Source organism: Paraburkholderia rhizosphaerae (assembly GCF_004366595.1).
Classification (GTDB): Bacteria; Pseudomonadota; Gammaproteobacteria; order Burkholderiales; family Burkholderiaceae; genus Paraburkholderia; species Paraburkholderia rhizosphaerae.
In genome coordinates, this window is the sequence record NZ_SORE01000004.1 from 287119 (window position 1) to 312316 (window position 25198).

Below are 25198 nucleotides of genomic sequence, written 5' to 3' on the forward strand. Positions count from 1 at the left end.
AGCTTCGATGCGCGACGCAGGACCCGTGACCCGGCACGGCCAGTCGCTCGCGCCGCTTGAATCACGTGGCGACCGCGCGCATCCATGCGCTGAAGGTCGAATGGCCGACGGCCGGCACGCTTGATCCACGCGCGCGCGCTGTCGCATTGTCCCGGCTTTGCGCGGCCATTTCGCCTGGCGTGCAGCCGAACTTCGCCTTGAATAGCCGGCTGAAGTGCTTTTCGTTGACGAAGCCGTGCCGCCACGCGACATCCGACACCCGCGAGCGATGCGAGACGGGACTGTCCAACGCACTGCGCGCGCGTAGCAGCCGTTTGTTCTGCACGGTGCGCATCACACCTCCGGCCGGCTCGAAAAGGCGGTAAAGCCTCGATCGCGAGATGCCGATGTCCTTGCAGATCTGGTCCGGGCTCAGGTCCGGCGACAGCAGATGCTTTTCGATGTAGCGCCTGATGCGATTGACAAGCAGGTCGTCCAGTTCGGATTGCGCTTGCCGCACGGTGTCGGGCCCCGGAGCCAGACAGGCCTGCAAGATGTTCCTGGTCGACTCGACCGCGTATGGCCATTCGCTGCTCTTCAACTGCGGAAGATTCCTGCGCAACGAGCGCAGATAGTCGGCGAGCAGGTTCCCCATCCCCGTTGTCAGGCAGCGTCCGTGCAAGTTGCCGACCTCGACTGACAACGCGTCACGCGGTATGACCATGCACAGGGTATCGCCGGCGGTCACACGCAGATCGAAAGGGAAGGCCAGATCCAGCACACATAGACTGCCCGGGACGCCATGTACCGCAGTTTGCGCCGCGTGCCCGTGCAGTGTTTCGCTCATCTGAAGCTGCAGATAGTACGCATCGAGACCATCAGCGCGAATCCTGCGCGACGAGCGGCTCATCGTATGAACAACCGGGCGTGACGGTTGCAACCAGCTACGCCCGCCGAACATCATCGGTCCGAGCAGCGTGAAGTCGACCCGTGAGTCGTACTGCTTATTCGTTTTGTCGAGAAGCGACAGATCGAACAACGGACTGGCGTCCTCGCGCCATGCGTCGAATTGCTCGGCGGGCGGTACATGTTCGGTCGAAAACTGGTATGTCGATGCGTTGTGTGACGCGCTCATCTGTTGAATGGAATAACTTGAGCGATGAACCCGACACGCGGTGAATCACCGCCGCCGGGGCTTTATCCGATGCATAGAATGTTTGGCGTACTATACATCGCCATTCTGAACGAACCTCGTCTATCGAGACGAGAAACGGGCAAAGATGAATTTTCCGACCCTATCGTCAGCGTGCGGTCATGCTTGCGCTGCGCACAAAGCAAAACGGCGCACCCAAGGGTGCGCCGTCACAGCAAACGAAACCGCCTTGCGGTTCTAACTCACGCTCCAGTCTTCGACGCGACAAACGCCTTCACGTGCTGCGCATCCGCCGGTAGCACCTCGAAACGCTGCGGCAACGCTTCAAGCCCGACAAACGCCGCCGGCCGCTCCGGCTCGCGCAGCAGCGCTTCACGGATCGTCTCGCCGAACTTGATCGGCTGCGCGGTCTCCAGCACGATCATCGGAATCCCGGCCTGCAGATGCTCGCGCGCCACTTTCAAACCATCGGCTGTGTGCGTATCGATCATCGTGTCGTATTGCTCGAACACGTCGCGAATTGCGTCGACACGGTCCGCGTGCGTGCTGCTGCCCGACACGAAACCGAATTCCTTCACGCGTGCGAAATCGCCGCTCGCAGCCAGATCGAAACCACCCTTTTCCTCGACATCGCGGAACAACTGCAGCACGCGCGCCGGATCGCGGCCAAGCAGATCGAACACGAAACGCTCGAAGTTCGACGCCTTCGAGATATCCATGCTCGGGCTGCTCGTGTGATATGTCTCCGCCGATTTGCGCACACGGTAAATGCCGGTGCGGAAGAATTCGTCGAGCACATCGTTTTCGTTGGTCGCCACGACCAGCTTCTCGATCGGCAAGCCCATCATCCGCGCGATATGGCCCGCGCACACATTGCCGAAGTTGCCCGACGGCACCGTAAACGACACGCGCTCGTCGTTGGACTTCGTCGCGGCAAAGTAGCCCTTGAAGTAATAGACGACCTGCGCGACCACGCGCGCCCAGTTGATCGAATTGACCGTGCCGATCTTGTGCGCGGCCTTGAACGCGTGATCGTTGGACACCGCCTTCACGATGTCCTGGCAATCGTCGAACACGCCTTCGATCGCGATATTGAAGATGTTCGGGTCCTGCAGGCTGTACATCTGCGCAGTCTGGAACGCGCTCATTTTCTTGTGCGGCGACAGCATGAACACACGAATGCCGCGCTTGCCGCGCATCGCATATTCGGCCGCGCTGCCGGTGTCGCCCGACGTCGCGCCGAGAATATTCAGCGTTTGGCCATGCTTCGCGAGCGTGTACTCGAACAGGTTGCCGAGCAGTTGCATCGCCATGTCCTTGAACGCGAGCGTCGGCCCGTTCGACAGTTCGAGCAGCGACAGCGGCGCGCCGTTTTCGACGCCGAGCGTCTTCAACGGCGTAATCTGCGCGGCCTGTTCGTCGTCGCGCACGTTGCAGTAAGTTTGCGGCGTGTACGTGCGGCGCGTGAGGTCGCGCAGGTCGTCCGCGGGGATGTCGTCGCTGAACTTCGACAGGATTTCGTAGGCGAGGTCCGCATATGACAGTGCGCGCCAGCGCGCGAGCTCGTCCGCCGACACGCGCGGGTACGCGGCCGGCAGGTACAGGCCGCCATCTTTCGCGAGACCGCCGAGCAGGATGTCGGAAAACGTATGTCGCTCGCCTGCTCCGGCGCCGCGCGTGGAAATGTAGTTCATCAGAAAAGTCCGCTCAGTGTGCTTGCGATGTGCCCAGCTTGCGCACGCGCCGCCGGGTTCATGCCTAGTTCAGGGTTTCCATGCGCAGCTTCGTCACCTTCGAAACGACGGTGCGCAACGCCTCGATGTCCGCGATCGCCGCATTCACGTTCTTTTCGACCGTCTCGTGCGTGATCAGAATGATGTCGGTTTCGCCCTTGCCGTGATCGTCGACCTGTTCCGACTCCTTCTGCAGCAGCGCGTCGATCGAGATGCCGGTATTCGCGAGAATGCGCGTGATATCGGCCAGCACACCGGTCACATCCGCTACACGCAGACGCAGGTAATAACCGCTCGTCACTTCGTCGATCGGCAGGATCGGCGTGTCCGACAGCCGGTCGCGCTGGAACGCCAGATGCGGCACGCGATGCTCCGGATCGGCGGTATGCAGCCGTGTCACATCGACCAGGTCGGCGACCACCGCCGACGCGGTCGGCTCCGCGCCCGCGCCCTTGCCGTAGTAAAGCGTCGCGCCGACCGCGTCGCCGTGCACGACGACTGCGTTCATCGGGCCTTCGACGTTCGCGAGCAGGCGCTTGGCCGGAATCAGCGTCGGATGCACGCGCAGTTCGATGCCCTTGCCGGCGCGGCGCGTAATGCCGAGCAGTTTGATCCGGTAGCCGAGCTCTTCCGCGTAGCGGATATCGATCGCCGCGAGCTGGCTGATGCCTTCGACGTACGCCTTGTCGAACTGCACCGGCACGCCGAATGCGATCGCGCTCATGATGGTCGCCTTGTGCGCGGCATCGACACCTTCGATATCGAAGGTCGGGTCGGCTTCCGCATAGCCGAGTTCCTGCGCGCCTTTGAGCGCGGTCGCGAAATCGACGCCGCGATCGCGCATTTCCGACAGGATGTAGTTCGTCGTGCCGTTGATGATGCCCGCGATGTACTCGATGCGGTTCGCGGTCAGCCCCTCGCGCAGCGCCTTGATGATCGGAATGCCGCCGGCGACCGCTGCTTCGAACGCGACCATCACGCCATTCGCGTGCGCAGCCTCAAAAATCTCGGTGCCGTGCACCGCGAGCAACGCCTTGTTCGCGGTCACCACGTGCTTGCGATTCACAATCGCGCGCAGCACCAGTTCACGCGCGATGCCGGTGCCGCCGATCATTTCCGCGACGATATCGATCGACGGATCGTCGACGACCGCATTGAAGTCATCGGTCACGGCCGGGCTGCCCGCATCGGCGACGCCGATGTCGTTCAGCGCTTTGGCCGCCTTCGCCGGATTGCGCACGGCGATGCGCGCAATTTCGATACCGCGGCCCGCACGCCGTTTGATTTCTTCCTGATTGCGGCGCAGCACCGTGTAGGTCCCACTGCCGACTGTGCCGAAGCCCAGCAATCCAACTTTGATCGGTTCCATGCAGCGTGTGTATTTCTAGTGAAAGTTTGAGGGAACGGGTAAGCGCGGGATACGTATATCAGACTGCGTGCCGCTTGCGATAGCCGTCGAGAAAACGCGCGATCCGGTTGATCGAATCCGCGAGGTCGTCGACGTTCGGCAGGAACACGACGCGGAAGTGATCCGGCGCTTTCCAGTTGAAGCCCGTGCCTTGCACAAGCAGCACGCGCTCTTCGAGCAGCAGATCGAGGATGAATTGCTGGTCGTTCTGGATCGGATACAGCTTCGGATCGAGCCGCGGAAACATATACAGCGCCGCTTCCGGCTTCACGCAGGTGACGCCCGGAATGGCGGTGAGCATGTCATACGCGAGATCGCGCTGCCGGAACAACCGGCCGCCGGGCGCGATCAGTTCATTGATGCTCTGATAGCCGCCGAGCGCGGTCTGGATCGCATATTGTCCCGGCACGTTCGGACAGAGCCGCATCGACGCGAGAATGCCCAAACCCTCGAAATAGTCTTTCGCGCGGCGCCGGTTTTCGCCGGTCAGCCCCGACACCCACATCCAGCCGGCGCGGTAGCCGCACGACCGGTAGCTCTTTGACAAACTGTTGAACGTGACCGTCAGCACGTCCTCCGACAGCGATGCGATGGCCGTGTGCTGGCGTCCGTCATAGACGATCTTGTCATACACCTCGTCCGCGAAAATGACGAGGCCGTGCTCGCGCGCGATCGCGATCAGTTCAAGCAGCAGTTCGTTCGAATACAGTGCGCCGGTCGGGTTGTTCGGGTTGATCACGACGAGCGCACGCGTGTTCGGCGTGATCTTGCGGCGAATGTCGTCGGGGTCGGGCATCCAGCGGTTCGACTCGTCGCAGATGTAGTGCACCGGCGTGCCGCCGGACAGGCTCACGCCGGCAGTCCACAGCGGATAGTCGGGCGCCGGCAGCAGCACTTCGTCGCCATCGTTCAGCAACGCCTGCAGCGCCATCACGATCAGTTCGGACGCGCCGTTGCCGATGTAGATATCGTCCAGTTCGACGCCGTGCACGCCCTTTTGCTGCGCGTAATGCATGATCGCCTTGCGCGCCGCGAACACCCCTTTCGAATCGGAGTAACCCGACGACGTCGGCAGATTCAGGATCATGTCCTGGATGATTTCGTCGGGGGCATCGAAGCCGAACGGCGCGAGGTTGCCGATGTTCAGCTTGATGATGCGATGGCCTTCCTCTTCGAGCCGCTTCGCGTGTTCAAGAACGGGCCCGCGAATGTCATAGCAGACATTCAACAGCTTGTTGGATTTGAGTATCGGTTTCACGGCGGGCACTTCGTCCTGGATAGGGATGCTGCCCCGGACCGCGCTGCTTTCTTCCCGGTGGCGGGCTGCACCGCGCGGGGCAATCCTGGCGCTGGCGCGGCCCGGCACGCGTGGTGAAACGCAGCGAAATCGCGGGATTAAACGCGCGGAACTGACCACGCGCGGAACAAAAAGTCGGGCAATCAGCCAAACCGGTCATCAGGAAACGGTTCAGCGAGCGCGGGCGCTGCGCCTTCGATCGGGCTGAATCGGCCAGTGATGGGGCTGACTGATCGGACCGGCTCAATTGACCTGATAAGTAGGATCTGCCGAGCGGCTTGCGACGCTTATGGCGACGCGCGCAGCGCAAGGCACCGCCGGGCGGCTAAAAAGTTATAATTTAGCGGATTTTGCCCCACTTCCGCAATGCACCACAGCGCCGGCATTGCTCACGGCACCGACAACTTCGCAACCTATTTCGTCGCACCCCATTGGCGACCACCACGGAACACCGGTTTGAAACTACATCAGGATTCGAGCGGCGCGCTCAATACCGTCACGGCTTACGGCGCCGACTATGTCGAAATCAATCTCCAACGTCACACGGGCAGCATCATCGTCATGCCGCAAGAACCGGTTATCGCATGGCCGGTTTCGTCGTTCGACGCGCTGGCGCCCGAGCACTTCGCGCTGTTGATCGAACCCGCGCCCGAAGTCGTGATCTTCGGTAGCGGCGAGCGGCTGCGCTTTCCTCATCCGCGCCTGACGTCGGCGCTCGCCGCGCAGCGCATCGGCGTCGAGACAATGGACTTCAAGGCCGCCTGCCGGACCTACAACATCCTGATGGCCGAGGGGCGCAAAGTCGCCGCCGCGCTGCTGATCGAGGCATAACCCGGCGCATCGGTCGGCATAGCCACGCCGATCGAGTAAACTGCGCGGCATTTACGCAAAACACTCACGCGTGCACGGCGCATACGGGCGGTCAGCGCGTGCGCCCGGATGCGCGGCCCGATGCATCGGGCGAAGCGGACGTGACCCCTGGACGTACCCCGCGGACGCACCCCGTCGTACCGGTCGTACCCTAAGGCCCCGTTAAGCTTCGCTCAGGCATCTTCGCGGCGCACGTCCGTGCGTCACCGGCCGCCGTTGGCCGTTGCCCGAAAAAAGAACGATGCCGCCCGTCGGCACAGAAAAAGGTTGAAATCAATGAACGATACGCCGTCCCGGCTACCGCTCAATCGCACCGCTGTCCTGCTGTTGCTGATCGCGCTCGCGCTGATCTGGTTCGTGCCGCTTGGCTGGCGCCATCTGCTGCCCAGCGATGAGGGGCGCTATGCCGAAATGGCGCGGGAGATGTTTGTCACCGGCGACTGGATCACGCCGCGCTATAACGGCTACAAGTATTTCGAGAAGCCGCCGCTGCAGACCTGGGCGAACGCGCTGACGTTCGCGTGGTTTGGAATCGGCGAGTGGCAGGCGCGCCTCTATACCGCGCTGACCGGCTTCGCCGGCGTGCTGCTGGTCGGCTTCACCGGCGCGCGCGTGTTCAATGCGGCGACCGGCGTGTTCGCGGCAATCGTGCTCGCGTGCTCGCCGTACTGGAACCTGATGGGCCACTTCAACACGCTCGACATGGCCCTGTCGTTCTGGATGGCGCTGTCGCTGTGCGCGCTGCTGCTCGCGCAGCGCCCGAACCTGCCGGCCGGCGCGGTGCGCGGCTGGATGTGGGTATGTTGGGCATCGATGGCGCTCGCGGTGCTGTCGAAGGGCCTGATCGGCGTGATCCTGCCCGGCGCGGTGCTCGTGCTGTACACGCTGATCGCACGCGATTGGGCGCTCTGGAGGCGCCTTTATCTGGTGAGCGGGCTGATTGTCTTCTTCGCGATCGCCACGCCGTGGTTCGTGCTGGTGCAGCAGCGCAACCCCGAGTTCTTCAATTTCTTCTTCATCGTGCAGCAGTTCAGGCGTTATCTGACGCCCGAGCAGAACCGCCCCGGCGCGTTCTACTACTTCGTGCCGGTGCTGATCGTCGGCTTTCTGCCATGGTTATCGGTGAGCGTGCAGAGCATCCGCCGTGCGTTGCAAACGCCGCGCCAGGCGAACGGCTTTGCGCCGGTCATCATGTTGCTGGTCTGGTCGGCGTTTATTTTTCTGTTCTTCAGCGCGTCGCATTCGAAGCTGCTGTCGTACACGCTGCCGATCGCGCCGGCGCTCGCGCTGCTGATCGGCATGTATCTGCCGCTCGTCACGAAAGAGCGGTTTCATCGGCATCTGACCGGTTATGCGGTGTTCCTCGTCGTGGCGGCGTTCGGCGCGATCTTTCTCAGCCGCTTCGGCGACGCGCGCAATCCGACCGCGCTGTACGTCGAATTCCGCACATGGGTGTTCGCCGCGCTCGCCGTGGCGTTCGTACTGACCTTACTGGCAATCTGGCTCAACCGGAAGAGCCGCGGCGGCATCGTCGGCGCGACCGTCGCATTCGGCGCCGCGTGGCTGCTGCTCGGCACGATCGCGGGCACCGGTCACGATGCGTTCGGCCGCCTCAGCTCCGGCGCGCCGCTTGCGCCCGCGGTGCGGGCCGCGCTCGCGAAGCTGCCGCCCGACACGCCGTTCTACTCGGTCGGCGTACTCGACCATACGCTGCCGTTCTACGTCGGCCATACGATGATCATGGTCGAGCATGCGGATGAATTGACTTTCGGCGTGAGCGTCGAGCCGCAGAAGTGGATACCGACCGTCGACGAATGGATCGAGCGCTGGAAGTCCGATCGCTATGCGCTCGCGCTATTGCCGCCGGACCGTTATGCCGCTCTTGCGGCGCAGCATCTGCCGATGCAGGTCATCGCACGCGATGCGCGACGGGTGATCGTGCAAAAACCGCTCGACGAAACCCCGCCGGCCGATCAACCGGCGGATCCGCAACACGCGTCGCCAAGCCCCGCCGCGCCGGGCTCCGACGCCGAACCGGCCTCCTCCTCAAAAACGACGCCCTGACCTCCTTGATCCCACGTTAGATGAACCCGATCTCCCTTGTCTGCATCCTCGCCGGCGTTACGCTGAATGCATGCGCGCAACTGTTGCTGAAGGCCGGCACGAATGCCGTTGGACACTTCGAATTCACCCGTGCGAACATCCTGCCCATTGGCATCAAGCTCGCGACGCAATGGCCGATCATCGGCGGGCTGGCCTGCTATGTGGTGAGCGTTGCGGTTTGGGTCGTCGGCTTGTCGCGCGTGGATGTTTCGATCGCCTATCCGATGCTGTCGCTCGGCTATGTGCTCAATGCGATCGCCGCGTGGTACCTGTTCGGCGAAGTGCTGTCGATGCAGCGCCTGATCGGCATCGGCATCATTCTGATCGGCGTGTTCGTGCTCGCGCGCAGCTAGCCGCATCGCACCGTCGCCGGTCGGCCGGCGCGATGCGACGCATCGCCTGAACACGCGCGTCAACTGATTGAAAGTATTCTTATGCTGTCAGCATCGGCCCGTCATCCTTATCGCTCAAGGCTCTTATGACCCAGTCATCCGCCCCGTTCTTGCCGTTCGTTCGCCCGGATATCGACGAAGAAACGATCCGCGGCGTCGCCGACGTGCTGCGCTCCGGCTGGATCACGACCGGCCCACAGAACCAGGCGTTCGAAACGGCGCTGTCCGGGTTCTGCGGCGGACGTCCAGTGCGTACGTTCAACTCCGGCACGGCGACGCTCGAAATCGGCTTGCGGATCGCGGGCGTGGGTCCCGGCGACGAAGTGATCACCACACCTGCATCGTGGGTCGCGACGGCCAACGTTATTCTCGAATGCGGCGCGACACCGGTGTTCGCGGACATCGACCCGGCCACGCGCAATATCGATCTCGATCTGCTCGAAAAAGCGATCACACCGCGTACCAAGGCGCTGATTCCGGTGTACCTCGCGGGCCTGCCGGTCGACATGGACCGGCTCTACGCAATTGCGCGCGAACACAAGCTGCGTGTGATTGAAGACGCCGCGCAAGCGCTGGGTTCGACGTGGAAAGGCGAGCGCATCGGCAAGCTCGGCGATATCGTGTCGTTCAGCTTCCATGCGAACAAGAACCTGACGTCGATCGAAGGCGGCGCGCTGGTGCTGAACAATGAAGAGGAAGCGGTGCTGGCGCAGAAATACCGTCTGCAAGGCATCACGCGTACCGGTTTCGACGGAATGGATTGCGACGTGCTCGGCGGCAAATACAACCTGACGGATGTCGCCGCGCGCGTCGGCCTCGGGCAGTTGCCGCATCTCGAGCGTTTCAACACGCAGCGCAAGAAGCTCGCGCGCGCGTACTTCGCAGGGCTCGCGGGCGGCGTTGCGGAGCGACTCGGCGTTGGCCTGCCACTCGCCGATTTCGAGAACAGCAACTGGCATATGTTCCAGATCACGCTGCCGCTCGAGAAGCTGTCGATCGACCGCGCCGGCTTCATGGGCGCACTGAAGGAGCGCGGCATCGGTTCGGGCGTGCACTATCCGGCGATCCATCTGTTCTCGCTGTATCGCGCGCGCGGGTTCAAGGAAGGCATGTTCCCGCATGCGGAACGCCTTGGCGCGACCACCGTCACGCTGCCGCTTTTCACGCAGATGAACGAAGGCGATGTCGCACGCGTCTGCCGCGCGGTCGACGAGATCTGCGAGCAGTACGGGCGTTAAGCTTCCGCTCAACGTCGCACACGGCAACACGCAAAAGCACAACCAGGCATACCCGGGCACACCCAGGGACCACTGAGCGGAACATAAGCGGACATGAGCCAAACGGAACATCGCCGGGCACGGCCGGAAGTCTCGGTCATCATCCCGGTCTATAACGAGGAAGCCGGGCTGCGCGCGCTCTTTGAGCGCCTCTACCCGGCGCTCGATGCGCTCGGCGCGGACTACGAAGTGATCTTCATCAACGACGGCAGCCGCGACAAATCGGCGGCGCTGCTCGCCGAACAGTTCCGCACGCGCCCCGATACGACGCGCGTGATTCTGCTGAACGGCAACTACGGCCAGCACATGGCGATTCTCGCGGGCTTCGAGCAGTCGCGCGGCGACATTGTGCTCACGCTCGACGCCGATCTGCAGAACCCGCCCGAGGAAATCGGCAAGCTCGTCAACAAGATGCGCGAAGGCTTCGACTACGTCGGCACGATCCGCATGCAGCGCCGCGACAGCCTGTGGCGCCGCAAGGCGTCGCGCGCGATGAACCGGCTGCGCGAGCGCATCACGCGCATCAAGATGACCGACCAGGGCTGCATGTTGCGCGCATACAGCCGGCACATCATCGATACGATCAATCGCTGCGGCGAGATCAACACGTTCATTCCGGCGCTCGCGTACACGTTCTCGCAGAACCCGGTTGAAATCGAGGTCGCGCACGAAGAACGCTTTGCCGGTGAATCGAAGTATTCGCTGTATAGCCTGATTCGCCTGAACTTCGATCTGGTCACGGGCTTTTCGGTCGTGCCGCTGCAATGGCTGTCGTTTATCGGCGTGATACTGTCGATGGGCTCCGCGGGCCTGTTCGTACTGTTGCTGATTCGCCGCTTTATCATCGGCGCGGAAGTGCAAGGTGTGTTCACGCTGTTTGCCATCACGTTCTTCCTGCTCGGCGTGATCATCTTCGCACTCGGCCTGCTCGGCGAATATATCGGCCGCATTTATCAGCAGGTGCGTGCGCGGCCGCGTTACCTCGTGCAGACCATTCTCGAGCAGCGCGACGGCGAAACCGTTGCGGGCGCGCCGCGGCAGTCGGTCGTGCAGGCGGTGCAGCCCGCGCAGACCATCGATCAGGGGCCCACCCGATGAAGCCGCGCGCGGTTGTCTTCGCATATCACAATGTCGGCGTGCGCTGCCTGCAGGTGCTGCTCGCACGCGGCGTCGACGTCGCGCTGGTCGTCACGCACGAGGACAACCCGAATGAAAACATCTGGTTCGGCAGCGTTGCCCGGGTCGCGGCCGAGCACGGCCTTCCGGTCGTCACGCCGGCTGACCCGCGCAGCGCCGAACTGCGCGACGCGGTCGGCCACGCACAGCCGGACTTCATCTTCTCGTTTTACTACCGGCATATGCTGCCGGTCGATCTGCTCGCGCTCGCCGCGCGCGGCGCGTACAACATGCACGGCTCGCTGCTGCCGAAATACCGCGGCCGCGTGCCGACCAACTGGGCGGTGCTGAACGGCGAAACAGAAACCGGCGCAACGCTGCACGAAATGGCCGCGAAGCCCGACGCCGGCGCCATCGTTGCGCAGACACCGGTGCCGATCCTGCCCGACGACACCGCCGCGCAAGTGTTCGACAAGGTGACGGTGGCCGCCGAGCAGACGCTATGGCGCGTGCTGCCCGCGCTGCTCGCCGGCGAAGCGCCGCATCTGCCGAACGATCTCGCGCATGGCAGCTATTTCGGCGGGCGCAAGCCGGAAGAAGGCCGCATCGACTGGACGCAGCCGGCGCAGCGTGTCTACAACCTGATCCGCGCGGTCGCGCCGCCGTACCCGGGCGCGTTTTCCGACATTGGCGACGAACGCTTTGTCGTTGCCCGCGCGCGGCTGATGGCGCCCGGCAGCGCCCCCGCCGATTTGCCGCCGGGCCTCCACGTAAGCGATAATGTCATTTTTGCGATATGCGGCGACGGCCGTGCGATCGCGATTCACGAACTTTGGCACGTAGGCCGGCCAATGAGCGGCGGCATCAGCGCCGGTGGCGGTGCACCTGTTCCCGCTACGGCAGCGATGTCCGCTACGGCCAATACGCCAGTTACGCCCATGACGCCGATTACGCCCGCCGAATTCACACGGCTCACCCAACCTCCCCATCACTGATGAAAAAAGTCCTGATTCTGGGCGTGAACGGCTTTATCGGCCATCACCTGTCCAAGCGCATTCTCGAAACGACCGACTGGGAAGTGTTCGGGATGGACATGCAGACCGAGCGCCTCGGCGATCTGGTCAAGCATGAGCGGATGCACTTCTTCGAAGGTGACATCACGATCAACAAGGAGTGGGTCGAGTATCACGTGAAGAAGTGCGACGTGATCCTGCCGCTGGTCGCGATCGCCACGCCCGCCACCTATGTGCAACAGCCGCTGCGCGTGTTCGAACTCGACTTCGAGGCGAACCTGCCGATCGTGCGTTCGGCGGTGAAGTACCGCAAGCACCTGGTGTTTCCGTCGACCTCCGAGGTGTACGGGATGTGCGCCGACGACGAATTCGATCCGGACGCGTCCGCCCTCACCTACGGCCCGATCAACAAGCCGCGCTGGATCTACGCGTGCTCGAAGCAGTTGATGGACCGCGTGATCTGGGGCTACGGGATGCAGGAAGGCCTGAACTTCACGCTGTTCCGTCCGTTCAACTGGATCGGCCCGGGCCTCGATTCGATCTATACGCCGAAGGAAGGCAGCTCGCGCGTGGTCACGCAGTTCCTCGGCCATATCGTGCGCGGCGAGAACATCAGCCTCGTCGACGGCGGCGCGCAAAAGCGCGCGTTCACCGATATCGATGACGGCATCGGCGCGTTGATGAAGATCATCGAGAATGCGAACGGCGTCGCGTCGGGCAAGATCTATAACATCGGCAACCCGAAGAACAACTACTCGGTGCGCGAACTCGCGCACAAGATGCTCGCGCTCGCCGCCGAATTCCCCGAGTACGCGGATAACGCAAAGAAGGTACAACTCGTCGAGACGTCGTCGAACGCGTACTACGGCGCCGGTTATCAGGACGTGCAAAACCGCGTGCCGAAGATCGACAACACGATGCAGGAACTCGGCTGGGCGCCGAAGTCGACTTTCGACGAAGCGCTGCGCAAGATCTTCGAAGCGTATCGCGGTCACGTCGCCGACGCCCGCGCGCTCGTCGAATAACGCGCCGTCTTGAACCTGCTCTGAAGCAAGGCCGCTTCCTTGGCTCGCATCGTACTCAAGATCGACGTCGACACGCTGCGCGGTACCCGCGAAGGCGTGCCGAACCTCGCACGCATGTTCGACCGCTTCAAGGCACGCGCGACGTTCCTGTTCAGTCTCGGTCCCGACCACACCGGCTGGGCGATGCGCCGCGTGCTGCGACCGGGCTTCCTGAAGAAGGTGTCGCGCACATCGGTGGTCGAGCACTACGGCATCCGGCAACTGATGTACGGCGTGCTGCTTCCCGGACCCGACATCGGCGTGCGCGCCGCCGCCGAGATGCGGGCAATTCACGAAGCGGGCTTCGAGTGCGGCATCCACACGTGGGACCACGTGTACTGGCAAGACAATGTGCGCCAGCGCGAGCGTGCATGGACCACCGCGCAGATGGAAAAGAGCTACGCGCGCTTTCACGACGTGTTCGGCGCGCCGCCCGCGACGCACGGCGCCGCCGGCTGGCAGATGAACGGCCACGCGTTCGAGCAGATCGATGCGTGGGGAATGCGCTACGCGTCCGATGGGCGCGGACACACGCCCTACTTTCCGGTAGTGGGCGGTAAGACGCTCGCCCATGTGCAGATGCCCACCACGCTGCCGACGCTCGACGAAGTGCTCGGCGTCGACGGCATTGACGAACGCAACGTCGCCGAATGGCTGCTGAAACAGACCGCCACGAACCCGCGCGACCAGGTCTTTACGCTACACGCGGAACTCGAAGGACAAAAGCTCGCGCCGGTGTTCGAGCAACTGCTCGATGGCTGGCGCGCGCAAGGCCACACGTTTGCAACGATGGGCGATTATCACGCGGCGCTAGACCGTGACACGCTGCCATCGTACCCTGTCGCGTGGGGCGAAATTCCAGGCCGCTCCGGCGAGCTGATTGTCCAGCCCGACTGACGCGCGCTCACAGAGGTGAGCCGGCCGGTGAACCGAGCGCACATGCGTGTGGTTCGCACTGCACGGTGCCGCTCGCCGGCCTGTTCGCCTCTCAGCCCCGCCAAGCCATAACAATCGGAGAAACCCGTGCCCATCGCAGTCGACCAGCCCGTCCCCGACTTCACCGCCCCCGCAACCGGCGGCGACTTCACGCTATCCAGTCTTCGGGGCAAGAAGGTGGTGCTGTATTTTTATCCGAAGGACAACACACCGGGCTGCACGACCGAAGGTCTGCAGTTCCGCGACCTCTATCCGAAGTTCAAGGCGGCCGGCGCCGACATCGTCGGCGTGTCGCGCGATAGCGTACGTTCGCACGAAAACTTCAAGTCCAAGCTGGAACTGCCGTTTACGTTGGTATCGGACCCTGAAGAAACGCTGTGCACGCTATTCGGCGTCATGAAACTGAAGAAAATGTATGGCAAGGAAGTACGTGGGATCGAACGCTCGACGTTCGTCATCGATGCGAAAGGCGTGCTGCGTCTCGAGTGGCGTGGCGTGAAAGTGCCGGGTCACGTCGATGAGATTCTGGAGGCTGTACAAGCGCTTTGAGGCGCGTTATATTGGGCCGCAATGAGTGCCTGTTCACACTATTTTTTTCGCAGCTGCGCCCGTCGTCATCACGTTCGTCACACGCTTGACACTTACGCAAGCCGCAGCGACGTGAGAGCCGGAAGGCTTATCAGGCGCAACGCGACGACTCAAGTCGAGCCGCTTGCCCCGTTCACCGGGGCGGCGGCTTTTTTAATTGCGCGCGACTGTTCTAGCGAAGCATCGCGCGCTTTCGTCAAGGAGCCGATCGAAAACCAGGCGAACCGGCATCACTAAAGAAGCGCGCCTGCCGGCGCAAACTGCGTGCGCAAGATCGGCACGTTCAGGATGCGGTAGCCGGCGCACACGACATGTTGCACTGATCGTCGCACCGATCGCCGCATCGATCACCCGCGATCCGTGCCCCGACCCCGAGGGAAACCATGCCTTTGCCTACTCCGCCCAGCAAGCTCGGAAATCTGTTGTCGCCTGACGAATACAAGGCCAAAGCTCATCCGACACGGCCTGCCCGAAAACAGGCGCACGAAGGGGAGCAAGCAGAGTCGCCCGAATATGGGCGTGCCAACGTCGCCGTACCGATGACGGATGCGGCGAACGCGGCGACCACGCTGCGGCCGGTGCCGGTCGCCGCCGCGAGCCTCGCCGGTATCGACGCGCCCGCCGTGACACCCGATCTGCCCGGCGCAAGCGGGCCGGCGCGCGGCCGCAAGACGAAGCAGACCGCTGCGCTGCTGCAACCGGTCGCGCCGCTGCCCGTTAGCGCGGACGAAGAAGACGCGCGCCCGGTCGCGCGCCGCGGCAAGGCGCCGGCCGGCGCCGACACCGACGTCGCGGCAACCTCGTCCGCGACCCGCGGCGGCACGAAGAAGCGCGACACGCGCGGCGCGGCCGCCGAGGTTCGCAAGCTGTTCGTGCTCGACACGAACGTGCTGATGCACGACCCGACGTGTCTGTTCCGCTTCGAGGAGCACGACGTCTATCTGCCGATGATGACGCTCGAGGAACTCGACAACCACAAGAAGGGGATGTCGGAAGTCGCGCGCAACGCCCGCCAGGTGAGCCGCACGCTGGACGCGCTGGTCGCGAACGCGGGCGCGATGACCGAGGGCATTCCGCTCGCGCGGCTGGGTAGCCGCGAAGCGCTCGGGCACCTGTACTTCCAGACCAAGCTGACCGACATCGAGCCGGTCGAGGGCCTGCCGCAAGGCAAGGCCGATAACCAGATTCTCGGCGTCGTACGCGCGTTGCAGCGCGACCGCGCGGACCGCCAGGTCGTGCTGGTGTCGAAAGACATCAACATGCGGATCAAGGCGCACGCGCTCGGCCTGCCCGCGGAAGACTATTTCAACGATCAGGTTCTCGAAGACAAGGACCTGCTCTATTCCGGCATTCGCGCGTTGCCGCAGGACTTCTGGACTCGCCACGCGAAGGGCATGGAAAGCTGGCAGGACACGAAGACCGGCACAACCTATTACCGCGTGACCGGGCCGCTGTGCGCGTCGATGCTGGTCAACGAGTTTGTCTATCTGGAGCCGCAGAACGGCGAACCGGCGTTCCACGCGCTCGTGCGCGAGATCAACGGTAAGACTGCGCTACTGCAGACGCTGCGCGATTACGGCCACCACAAGAACAACGTGTGGGGCATCACCGCGCGCAACCGCGAGCAGAACTTCGCGCTGAATCTGCTGATGAACCCGGAAATCGACTTTGTCACGCTACTCGGCCAGGCGGGCACCGGCAAGACGCTCGTCGCGCTCGCGGCGGGCCTCGCGCAGGTGCTCGATGACAAGCGCTATAACGAGATCATCGTCACGCGGGCAACGGTGCCGGTCGGTGAGGACATCGGCTTTCTGCCGGGCACCGAAGAGGAGAAGATGCAGCCGTGGATGGGCGCCTTCGACGACAACCTCGAAGTGCTGCAAAAGACCGACGACGCGGCCGGCGAATGGGGCCGCGCGGCCACGCAGGAACTGATCCGTTCGCGCCTGAAGGTCAAGAGCATGAACTTCATGCGCGGTCGAACCTTCGTCGACAAGTATCTGATCATCGACGAAGCGCAGAACCTGACGCCGAAGCAGATGAAAACGCTGGTCACGCGCGCGGGTCCGGGCACGAAGATCATTTGCCTCGGCAATATCGCGCAGATCGATACGCCGTATCTGACCGAAGGCAGTTCGGGGCTCACGTACGTGGTCGACCGGTTCAAGGGCTGGGCGCACAGCGGACATGTGACGCTGGCGCGCGGCGAGCGCTCGCGGCTGGCCGATTATGCGTCGGAGATTCTGTAGGCGTCGCGTACCCTGCTGCGTTTGCTATGACGAGCCGCTTCCGGTCGATGCCGGAAGCGGCTTTTTTCTTTGCGGCCGACGCGCCCATCGATCCGTCCCCTGGTTCACACACTCAAGAAAGCTCAAAAGCAACATTTAGCGCGTAAACTTCAAGTAACTCTTCAGCTTTTCTTGCGAGAGCCCCGCCGGACGGGCTACTATCGGGCATCGTCCGCTATGGGCGAGCTTGGCGCTCGCCTCGCCATTCATGCGCCGTGCCAGTTCTCCGCCTTTGGGTTACGTGTCACCGGGTTTTTTAGCCCCGGGGCTGACACCCGTCCTGCGGCTACTGACGCTGTTGCTCGCGGTACTGCTCGCCGCCTGTTCGAGCGCGCCGCAGCGGAGCGTACGCAACTCCAGTAGCCCCGCGACAACAGGCGCGTACCGCACACCGCCGGGTTTCCCTGATTTCGTCGATCACAGCGTCGGCCGCGAAGAAATATCGATCCAGGCGATGAGCCTCGTCGGCGTGCCGTACCGCTGGGGCGGCAATACGCCGGACAGCGGTTTCGACTGCAGCGGACTGGTGCACTACGTCGTGCAGCGCGCGGCGTCGGTCAATCTGCCGCGCACCACCGCCGATATGAGCTCGCGTGGCACGTCGATCGAGCCGGACGAGATCGCAGCCGGTGACCTCGTGTTCTTCAATACGACCGGCCGGCCGCATTCGCATGTCGGCATCTATGTCGGCAAGCTGCGCTTCGTGAATGCGCCGTCGACCGGCGGCACCGTGCGGCTCGATTACTTGACCAATCCGTATTGGGCCAAACGCTTCGACGGCATCCGGCGCGTCGCGCCGCCGCTCGCGCCGTCGAAGCCGACGCCGTTCGATGGACCGACGTACGAGGCGTCGGCGCCACCCGCAGGCAGCGATTCGGTCACAGTGTCACCGGCGGCGCCAGCGGCGACGGCACAGATTCCGGCAAACGGGCAGGCAGTGTCGACCGTCGGGCCGTTGCGCAACGACCGCGCATCGGTCTTCTCGTCTCCCGCCCTGCCCGATGCTTTCGAGCCACCACCGCCTACGATGAACGCCGCGCAAGCGCAGGCACGTGCCGCCGCACAGGCGCCCGATCCGATCGACGCAGCGGCGGACGCCTACGAACCTCCGCCGCCCGCGGCGGTCGCCGTCCTGCAAGCTCAGCGGCCTCAGCAGATGCCGCAAGTCCAACGGACAAGCGGCGGTGGCCGACCGATAACGCGTTCGCCACAGACGTCGAAGGCCACTTTCCGCGCCGATCAAACTGATGACGATCCGATCGCAAACTTTGCGAATCAAGGCTACTGAATGGATTGCTGAGCCTGCGGCTCAGGCTCAATGCGGATTCCTGCCGCGATGACTACGTGGGAGTGAATGTCATCGCCTTCGGAAACCAAGGGTATCCAAAGGCCGAGATACTGGCTTGCATAGCGGGTTCCCAAAACGGGCGGGTCACGCGGGCGGCGTCACGACCATGCGTGACGACTGTCGCGGATGGAAACGCTATCACGGACCTTTGCGTATATTGGGCTAGCGTTTGCGCGTTATTTATTGCGCCCTGTCTGGTGCCACCACAGGACATGAGAAAAATGGCCCCGTCCGCATCGTCGAATAAGTTGATAAAGGTTTGATGCAAGTAACGCGCGGCATACTCTACCCGGAACCCCAGATCGTCGGAATACTGGATGACTCCGTCGACAATTCCGCTTATGGTCGGCACAAAGAATTGACCGACATTGCCGTGATGCGTCGCCGTCACCGCAGAGACTCCCGCTGCTGCCCCACCGCCCACGATGGGAGCTCGTCGCCCGTACGCAGCTCCTGTTCCCGGAAAGATCGCATATTCGGTGTTTGCTGTCAGCACTCTCCCAGACGAATATTTCGCGATGATTTTCCAGCCGCCCAAGCGCGGCAGGAAATGCATCACGGCAGACACTCCATCGAGCACAGAGCCAAGCGCGAAAAACGCACTGCTGGCTATTTCGAGATTCGCCGCATGCGTTTCGTCTTCAACCAGCGCTGCGGCGAGGCCCATCGATCCACCCGCAAGTCCGACGACGCCTCCGGCAAACGAAAGCGCAATTAACCCTGATACCCCGCCTCCCACCGCTGCGAACGCGCCAATACCGAATCCGGCCGCGCCCAGCAGGAAGCCGATCACGGCAAAAAACGTTCGCGTATAAGGAAACGCTTCATTTTTCGCATACCCGGAAGGATCAGAAAACGTGATCGGATCACCGTCACAAAAGCCGTAAGGGTTCAGGCCGCCCTCACCAAACGGGCTGAGCGGATCGTACTGAAGAAAACGCAGCAACCCGGCGCCGTCGTAAGCACGCACGCCATCGCCCAGATGGTACAAACCGGTCAGCTGATCAAAACGCGCGCCTTTGAAACCAATCGGGTCGTACGACGTGTCCGATACCGGTGAACCCTGATAGCCGTACGGACTGTAGATGGCCGGTGTGATTGCCGGGCTCGCGCCGGCCGACGGATCCGCGTTGCCAAACACGCTGCCGAACGCATCACTGAACAGCATCGACTGCGTCTTCGTGAACCCGTCGGTCGGATTGCCGCTCGCGCAGCCCATTGCATCGACACCCCCCACACCACGCAGGTAGCTCGCCAGTTGCACGCTGGTGTCGCCCGCGGCCTGCTTACGCAGCGACGCGTCGAGCACGCCATCGCAGTAGCCGAACGCCGTCGGCCGACTGGTCGTGGTCGTTTCCGCGACGGTGACCGTTTGCTTTTCCGATCCGATCGTCCCCTGCGGATTGGTGGTGAAAATCGCTCTCGTGGTGGGTTGGCCGGACTTCATCAACTGCCGTGCACGCAGCTTTTCGTAACAGTCGTACAGGTTGATGACGACGGTCCCAGCGGGACCCGTGACGCTCGCGACATTGCCCGATGCGTCGTGTGCGAGGGCGATCTCGCTGGAGGTCCCGTCCGCTCTGGTGATCGTCTGCTGCTGCAGTTCGAACACATTCTTGCCACCCGCGTACGAATAGGCGACGGTTGTCGTGGAACCCGATTCCTTCGCCGTGGTCCCCGCCGACGTGAGGTTGTCATACTGGTCGTAGCTGAAGGTGTATTCGCGCACGTCATTGCCGGCCGGGTCCTTCGGATAGGCCGTTGTCGTATCGGCCAGCGTCGACTTTGTCAGGCGGCCCAGATAGTCGCGCTCGTGGTTGATGGCCGTCGTCTCGGCAGCCCCGCCGAAATGTTGCCCGGTGATCCGGTCCAGACCGTCGTAGGTGACCGCGCTGCTGGCACAGGTTGTATATGTATAACTGTTATCGGCGTTTTCGACTACCCATTCATACTCCTTCGTCGTCACCCGCATCTTGCGGTCGTACGACAGCGTCAGCCGGAAAGTCTGCGTGGCAGGGGTGGACCCGGCAGGCAGGGTAAAGGTGTAGTCAACCTGGTTGACCAGTTCGCCACCGCTGTAGGAGATCGCCATCGCAAGTACGGCCGCATCCCCGCTCAAAAATGAGATGCCATCCACCCGCCCGGCCTGATCGTAGGTGTATTTCACGTCGCCTCTGGGATAACTGACTGTTGTGCTGCTGGTCAGTGTGCGGCTCACCGATTTGAGCCTGCCCAGGACAGTGCGCGAAAAGGCATTCCTGTAATCGACCGAGATGCCCTCGGACGGCGTTAGCGTGTACTGTTCGGAAATCAACAGTGCGTTCATGTCGTACTGCAGATCCCGCTGCTGCATCACCGTGCCAACCTTGTAGATCTGGCTGGTCAGCTTGACGAGCGCGCTGTCGTACCGGTATTCGAACGTACCGCCCTTATCCGCGGGTGGAGTGATGAACGTCGGCACCCCGCCCAGTTCGGGGCACCAGGTATAGACAATGTCGATGAGGCGCGGCGTGGTGATTTTCTTTGGCGTCACGTACCCCGCGTCGTATTCGTATTTCGTCAGGTACTCAGAGGTGTACGCGGGGTTGCGGTTGATCTGCGTCAGGCGCCCGACGCCGTCATAGGCTTGGGTCGCAACGGAAACGCTGTCTACCACCAGGTCGGCGATCCTGCTGGAGTCGAGGCCATAGGCCCAGTAGCGGAACTCCTTCGTCCGTCCAGCGGCGTCGCCGTCATATTCCACCGCCTTGCTGACCCGGTCGAAGAAGTCATATTCCATTTTCACGTACGACTGCGCCTTCGTTGCGCTGTCGACCACCTTGATGCTCTCGACGCGAAAGAACGCATCGTAGGTTGTCGTCGTCTCGGTTCTGAGCGTTCTATCGTCAAGATCGAATTCCCTGATCTTCAGCGGCAACATCGTCTTTTGGTCGTACACGGTCACCGTGCTGCAATACACCTTGACGACATCGGTCTTACTTTTCCTCACGGGTACATTGATGCTTTCGGTGAGCTTCGCGTTGCCGATGTTGAAATGCCTGACCTGCTCGTGATTGTCGTGGTAGACCGCGCGCGCCAGGTTGCCGAACGCGTCGTAGGTGTATGTGTTGACCAGATCGAGATTCGCGGTTGTACCGTCAGCTGCGGGCACGTCGTAGTCGAACGTGTGCTCCGTGACCAGCCACCCTCGCGTGTTGTACTCCCAGGTGCGGGAGATCTTGTCACCGATTTCTTCCTTCACCACGTTGCCCAGTGCGTCCATCGTGGTCTTCACCACGTTGACCGATGGCTCGGTCGTCGTCGACGTATGCAGTTTCGTGGACGCATCCACTGCATAGCTGTAGGTCACCGTGCGCTCGTACGCGGTGCCCGTTGCACTCGTATACGAGGTCACGCGTCCGAGCGCGTCGTACACGAGGTTGCTCTTGACGCCAAGGTTGTCCGTCAGTTCGAGCGGCGCACCGGTCAGGCATGAAATGGTTCTGGATTCGGTGAGCGTGGTGCCGTCGACACCGGTTTGCGTCGTGCCGATCGTCAGTTGGCTCCCGGAAAGCGTGTAGGTGTAACGGGTCGCCATGCCCGTTTCACTGCTCAGCAGCAGCGTCGTCGATTTCAGCCGCCCCAGACTGGCAGGATCTGTTGCATCGGTGAAGTATTCATACGTCGTCTTGCGGTAGTCGCTGCTATCCGCGCCGGCGATTTTCCGCGTCTCCTTCTGGTCCTGGATGACCGTGTAGTTGACCGCCGTGTCGGCGCCGCCGTCAGGATCAGGAATACTTTTGCTTTGCGTCGACACATAAGTGCAGGTGGTCGTACTCGAATCCGATGCCACATCCGCTTTGTATTTCGTCATGGTTTTCGGGTAACGGATAAACCCGTTCGGTTCGGCCGGGCAGTTACCCGCTTCACCGGCCGCCGGATAATACGCGTAATCGACCGTGAATCCGCCATCCTCCGTGGTTTGCAGGACGTTGCCGTATTCGTCATAAGACATCGTATGCGTTGTGGTGCGAGTGTGATCAACCGGGGGCTTGCCCCTGGTCTGTTTCGTTTCTGAAAATGTGGAAACGATCTCGTCTGGCAATCTGTATTGCGCCGGCAGTGAGACATACTCGGTTTCAGTGTCGCCGGGATAGTAATACATCCGCTGTTCACTGCGGTTGACCGCGGATCCGACGTTGGGAATGGTGAGTATTGCCGAAACCATCCTGTGATACTTGTCGTAAGTCCGCGTTACCGTCTGCAATTCAACGCCGTCCGCCGTTACCTTTTCCGATGTCGTGTACCGGTAATCCCACCCGCGGCGGTAGCAATTGTCGACCGCCGTGGCACTCCAGGTCGCGCCTTCCTCATATCCCAGAAAGTTGTTCGTTGCAGCCGGGCCGGTACCGGTTCCATAAGTGAATCCGTGCACTTCGGTGTGGGTGACGCCTGTCCCCGCCGACGTCATCGAAAACGTGTAGTACGTCACGGCCGGAATCGAGGTCCATGGCGCGCCATCCGGTATTGAAAGCTGGGGGCCATACTGGATGGCTTCGGTCGCCGGCCCGGCAAAATCGCTGGTGACCTGCGAAATGACACGGAACCCCACAGCGGAGTCCGCCGGGATATAACTAAATGCATACGTCTCGACGGTGTTGGTGCCGTCCAGATTCACTTCGCACGACCGCAAGGTGAGTCCGGATACCCCGTCATCACTGACCTTGAAGGTCACCTTGCTCGCGCAATCCGCGTTGTCCTTGAACAGTTCGACCACGCAGTCCCGCGCGGTCACCTTGCCCGAGTCGTCCTCGGTGTCGGTATAACTAATGTCCAGAAGGTTTGTGTTCGCTTCGTCAGTGATCCGGGTCAGCCGGTTCGCACTATCGTAGGTCAGTGACAGCGTGTAGCCGTTTTCGTGCGCGATTTTGGTCACGTAGCGCACGATGCCGGACTTGCTGAGCGTTTCGGTTATGCCATCCTTGTAGATGATCAGGTAATCTTCCGCGCTTCCTTTCTTGAGAATGAAATCCTTGATATCCACCGTATTAATCGTATACGTCGACGTGCTCTCGTCGTAGTCAACATTGACGACCCGGCCGTCCCGTAATATCACCTGCCTGCGTTCGTTGGTGAATAAGAACTTGCTCAACCCGAGCGACCAGCCACCGCCAAACCCTTCATCGTCGTCAGTGAAATGGTTGTAACTCAGATACAACTCGACGGAAGGCCCGAGTTTCTGGTTTCCGGTTAATCGTGCAACCGGAATCCGGTAATTGAATGAACCGGTGCGCGGATCGATCTCGCCCCGCCGGAATGTATAAAATGAAAATGAGTCAGACTGATTAAACGTTGCTCCGTCACCACTACCTGGCGCCTGTGTTGATTTGTCGGTCGTGGCCGGTTTCACAGCTTTCTGATTGCCTGAAGCATTGGAAACATCGTTAGGGATGCTCATCGCTAACTCCAGTTCGACGCCAGGTTTGAAAAACGATTCGTTAAATAACCGCTACTAATCGACCAGCCCGCTTTACTGACCAGACTTCAATATAGAAGACCAACGCTATAAATCCATGTTAATTTTCAATCAGACAGACACTACACCAATGCATCCGTTGCAATCGTCTCGATATAATTCATATTCGCGATAAATTGAACCAGATTAAAGCGTGCTGACAATTTCGACTCGAAACGAAGCATCGAACGTTACTTTTTGCATTTCGAATTCGCCAACGAGCAAAGGAGGCTGAGCTTCCGCCACGTCACCTGAGTGGATACTTTGCAAGCACAGCGAATGCTGCGTCTGCTATCGTGTCCGATATTTCCAGACAGGCAGGTGAAACAAGATGGATCTCGGACTCAAAGGCAAAGTCGTGCTGATCACGGGCGGCAGCAAGGGTATCGGCCTCGCGTGCGCACGCGCATTCGCGGTCGAAGGCGCGAAAGTCGCGATCGTATCGCGCGACCCGGCCAATCTCGCGCGAGCTCGCGAGCAGTTGAAAGGCGAAGGCTTGCAGGTTCACCTCGCGCGTGCCGATCTGCATGATCCGCACAGCGCCGCGGACGTCGTCGAAGAAGCGACTCAGGCGCTTGGCCCGATCGATATCCTCGTCAACAGTGCCGGCGCCGCGCGCCGCTACGATCCGGAAGCGCTCGACGCGGATGCGTTCAAGGCGACGATGGAGGCGAAGTACTTCCCGTATATCTACCCGCAGCAGGAAGTGCTGCGCCGGATGGTCGCGCGCGTGAAGTCGGGCGAGGCGGCCGAGCCTGGCACGATCGTCAACATCATCGGCATGGGCGGCAAGTACGCGACTGACATTCACATTGCGGGTGGCGCGGCGAACGCAGCGCTGATGCTGGCGACCGTCGGCCTCGCGCATTATCACGCGCGCTATGGCATCCGGATCAACGCGATCAATCCGGGCGCGACGCTGACCGAGCGCGTCGAAGAGGCGCTCGCGCTCGAGGCTCAGCAGCAAGGCGTCGATATCGACGAGGCGCGTTCGCGCGGTGAAGCGAAGGTGCCGCTCGGTCGTTTTGCGAAGCCCGAAGAGATTGCGGATGTCGCGCTGTTCCTCGCAAGCCGCCGCGCGAGCTATGTGTCAGGCGCGATCATTCCGATGGATGGCGTGAGTTCGCCGTTGATCTGAT

At 61.9% G+C, this 25198-nt stretch carries 17 protein-coding genes; 12 read left to right on the forward strand and 5 right to left on the reverse strand.

Features of this window, described 5'->3' with window-relative positions:
- Positions 1–61: 61 nt before the first annotated feature.
- The 4 genes from BX592_RS07180 to BX592_RS07195 form a co-directional block, all read right to left on the reverse strand.
- Entirely contained in the window at positions 62–1114 is a 1053-nt protein-coding gene (locus BX592_RS07180; protein WP_134190967.1) for an AraC family transcriptional regulator, read from the reverse strand.
- Between the two features lie 260 nt (positions 1115–1374).
- A complete protein-coding gene (gene thrC, locus BX592_RS07185) occupies positions 1375–2826 on the reverse strand; it encodes a threonine synthase (RefSeq protein ID WP_134190968.1) in 1452 nt (483 codons plus the stop codon).
- Positions 2827–2890: 64 nt separating this feature from the next.
- Positions 2891–4234, reverse strand: a complete 1344-nt coding sequence (locus tag BX592_RS07190) for a homoserine dehydrogenase (protein ID WP_134190969.1) — start codon at positions 4232–4234, stop codon at positions 2891–2893.
- A 58-nt stretch (positions 4235–4292) separates the two neighbouring features.
- Complete coding sequence (locus BX592_RS07195) at positions 4293–5540, reverse strand: pyridoxal phosphate-dependent aminotransferase (protein ID WP_134190970.1); 1248 nt, start codon at positions 5538–5540, stop codon at positions 4293–4295.
- Between the two features lie 486 nt (positions 5541–6026).
- Here BX592_RS07195 and BX592_RS07200 point away from each other — a divergent pair, with 486 nt between their 5' ends.
- The 11 genes from BX592_RS07200 to BX592_RS07250 all read left to right on the forward strand — a co-directional run bounded on the left by BX592_RS07200 (position 6027) and on the right by BX592_RS07250 (position 18505).
- Positions 6027–6401, forward strand: coding sequence for an Mth938-like domain-containing protein (locus tag BX592_RS07200; RefSeq protein ID WP_134190971.1), 375 nt, complete (start codon positions 6027–6029; stop codon positions 6399–6401).
- A gap of 315 nt (positions 6402–6716) precedes the next feature.
- Positions 6717–8504: a glycosyltransferase family 39 protein gene (locus tag BX592_RS07205; RefSeq protein WP_134190972.1), complete on the forward strand. Its 1788-nt coding sequence runs from the start codon at positions 6717–6719 to the stop codon at positions 8502–8504.
- A 20-nt stretch (positions 8505–8524) separates the two neighbouring features.
- Complete coding sequence (locus BX592_RS07210; RefSeq protein WP_134190973.1) at positions 8525–8896, forward strand: SMR family transporter; 372 nt, start codon at positions 8525–8527, stop codon at positions 8894–8896.
- Between the two features lie 125 nt (positions 8897–9021).
- A complete protein-coding gene (locus tag BX592_RS07215; RefSeq protein WP_134190974.1) occupies positions 9022–10173 on the forward strand; it encodes a DegT/DnrJ/EryC1/StrS family aminotransferase in 1152 nt (383 codons plus the stop codon).
- A gap of 93 nt (positions 10174–10266) precedes the next feature.
- Complete coding sequence (locus tag BX592_RS07220) at positions 10267–11310, forward strand: glycosyltransferase (RefSeq protein WP_134190975.1); 1044 nt, start codon at positions 10267–10269, stop codon at positions 11308–11310.
- Positions 11307–12323 carry a formyltransferase gene (locus BX592_RS07225; protein WP_134190976.1) on the forward strand — a complete coding sequence of 339 codons (1017 nt, stop codon included), beginning with the start codon at positions 11307–11309 and terminating at the stop codon, positions 12321–12323. The genes BX592_RS07220 and BX592_RS07225 overlap by 4 nt, the downstream gene beginning before the upstream one ends.
- A complete protein-coding gene (locus BX592_RS07230; RefSeq protein ID WP_134190977.1) occupies positions 12323–13366 on the forward strand; it encodes a bifunctional UDP-4-keto-pentose/UDP-xylose synthase in 1044 nt (347 codons plus the stop codon). Before BX592_RS07225 ends, BX592_RS07230 begins: the two co-directional genes overlap by 1 nt.
- Before the next feature lie 39 nt (positions 13367–13405).
- Complete coding sequence (locus tag BX592_RS07235; protein ID WP_134190978.1) at positions 13406–14302, forward strand: polysaccharide deacetylase family protein; 897 nt, start codon at positions 13406–13408, stop codon at positions 14300–14302.
- 126 nt (positions 14303–14428) lie between these two features.
- Positions 14429–14890, forward strand: a complete 462-nt coding sequence (locus BX592_RS07240) for a peroxiredoxin (RefSeq protein WP_134190979.1) — start codon at positions 14429–14431, stop codon at positions 14888–14890.
- A gap of 422 nt (positions 14891–15312) precedes the next feature.
- Entirely contained in the window at positions 15313–17178 is a 1866-nt protein-coding gene (locus tag BX592_RS07245) for a PhoH family protein (RefSeq protein WP_134190980.1), read from the forward strand.
- A 319-nt stretch (positions 17179–17497) separates the two neighbouring features.
- On the forward strand, positions 17498–18505 hold the full coding sequence (locus BX592_RS07250; protein WP_481859739.1) for a C40 family peptidase: 1008 nt from the start codon (positions 17498–17500) through the stop codon (positions 18503–18505).
- A gap of 52 nt (positions 18506–18557) precedes the next feature.
- Here BX592_RS07250 and BX592_RS07255 read toward each other — a convergent pair whose 3' ends face one another.
- Positions 18558–24002 carry an RHS repeat-associated core domain-containing protein gene (locus tag BX592_RS07255; protein WP_134190982.1) on the reverse strand — a complete coding sequence of 1815 codons (5445 nt, stop codon included), beginning with the start codon at positions 24000–24002 and terminating at the stop codon, positions 18558–18560.
- Positions 24003–24390: 388 nt separating this feature from the next.
- Between BX592_RS07255 and BX592_RS07260 the strand changes: the two genes are divergently transcribed.
- On the forward strand, positions 24391–25197 hold the full coding sequence (locus tag BX592_RS07260) for an SDR family NAD(P)-dependent oxidoreductase (protein WP_134190983.1): 807 nt from the start codon (positions 24391–24393) through the stop codon (positions 25195–25197).
- The last annotated feature ends 1 nt before the right edge of the window (position 25198 follow it).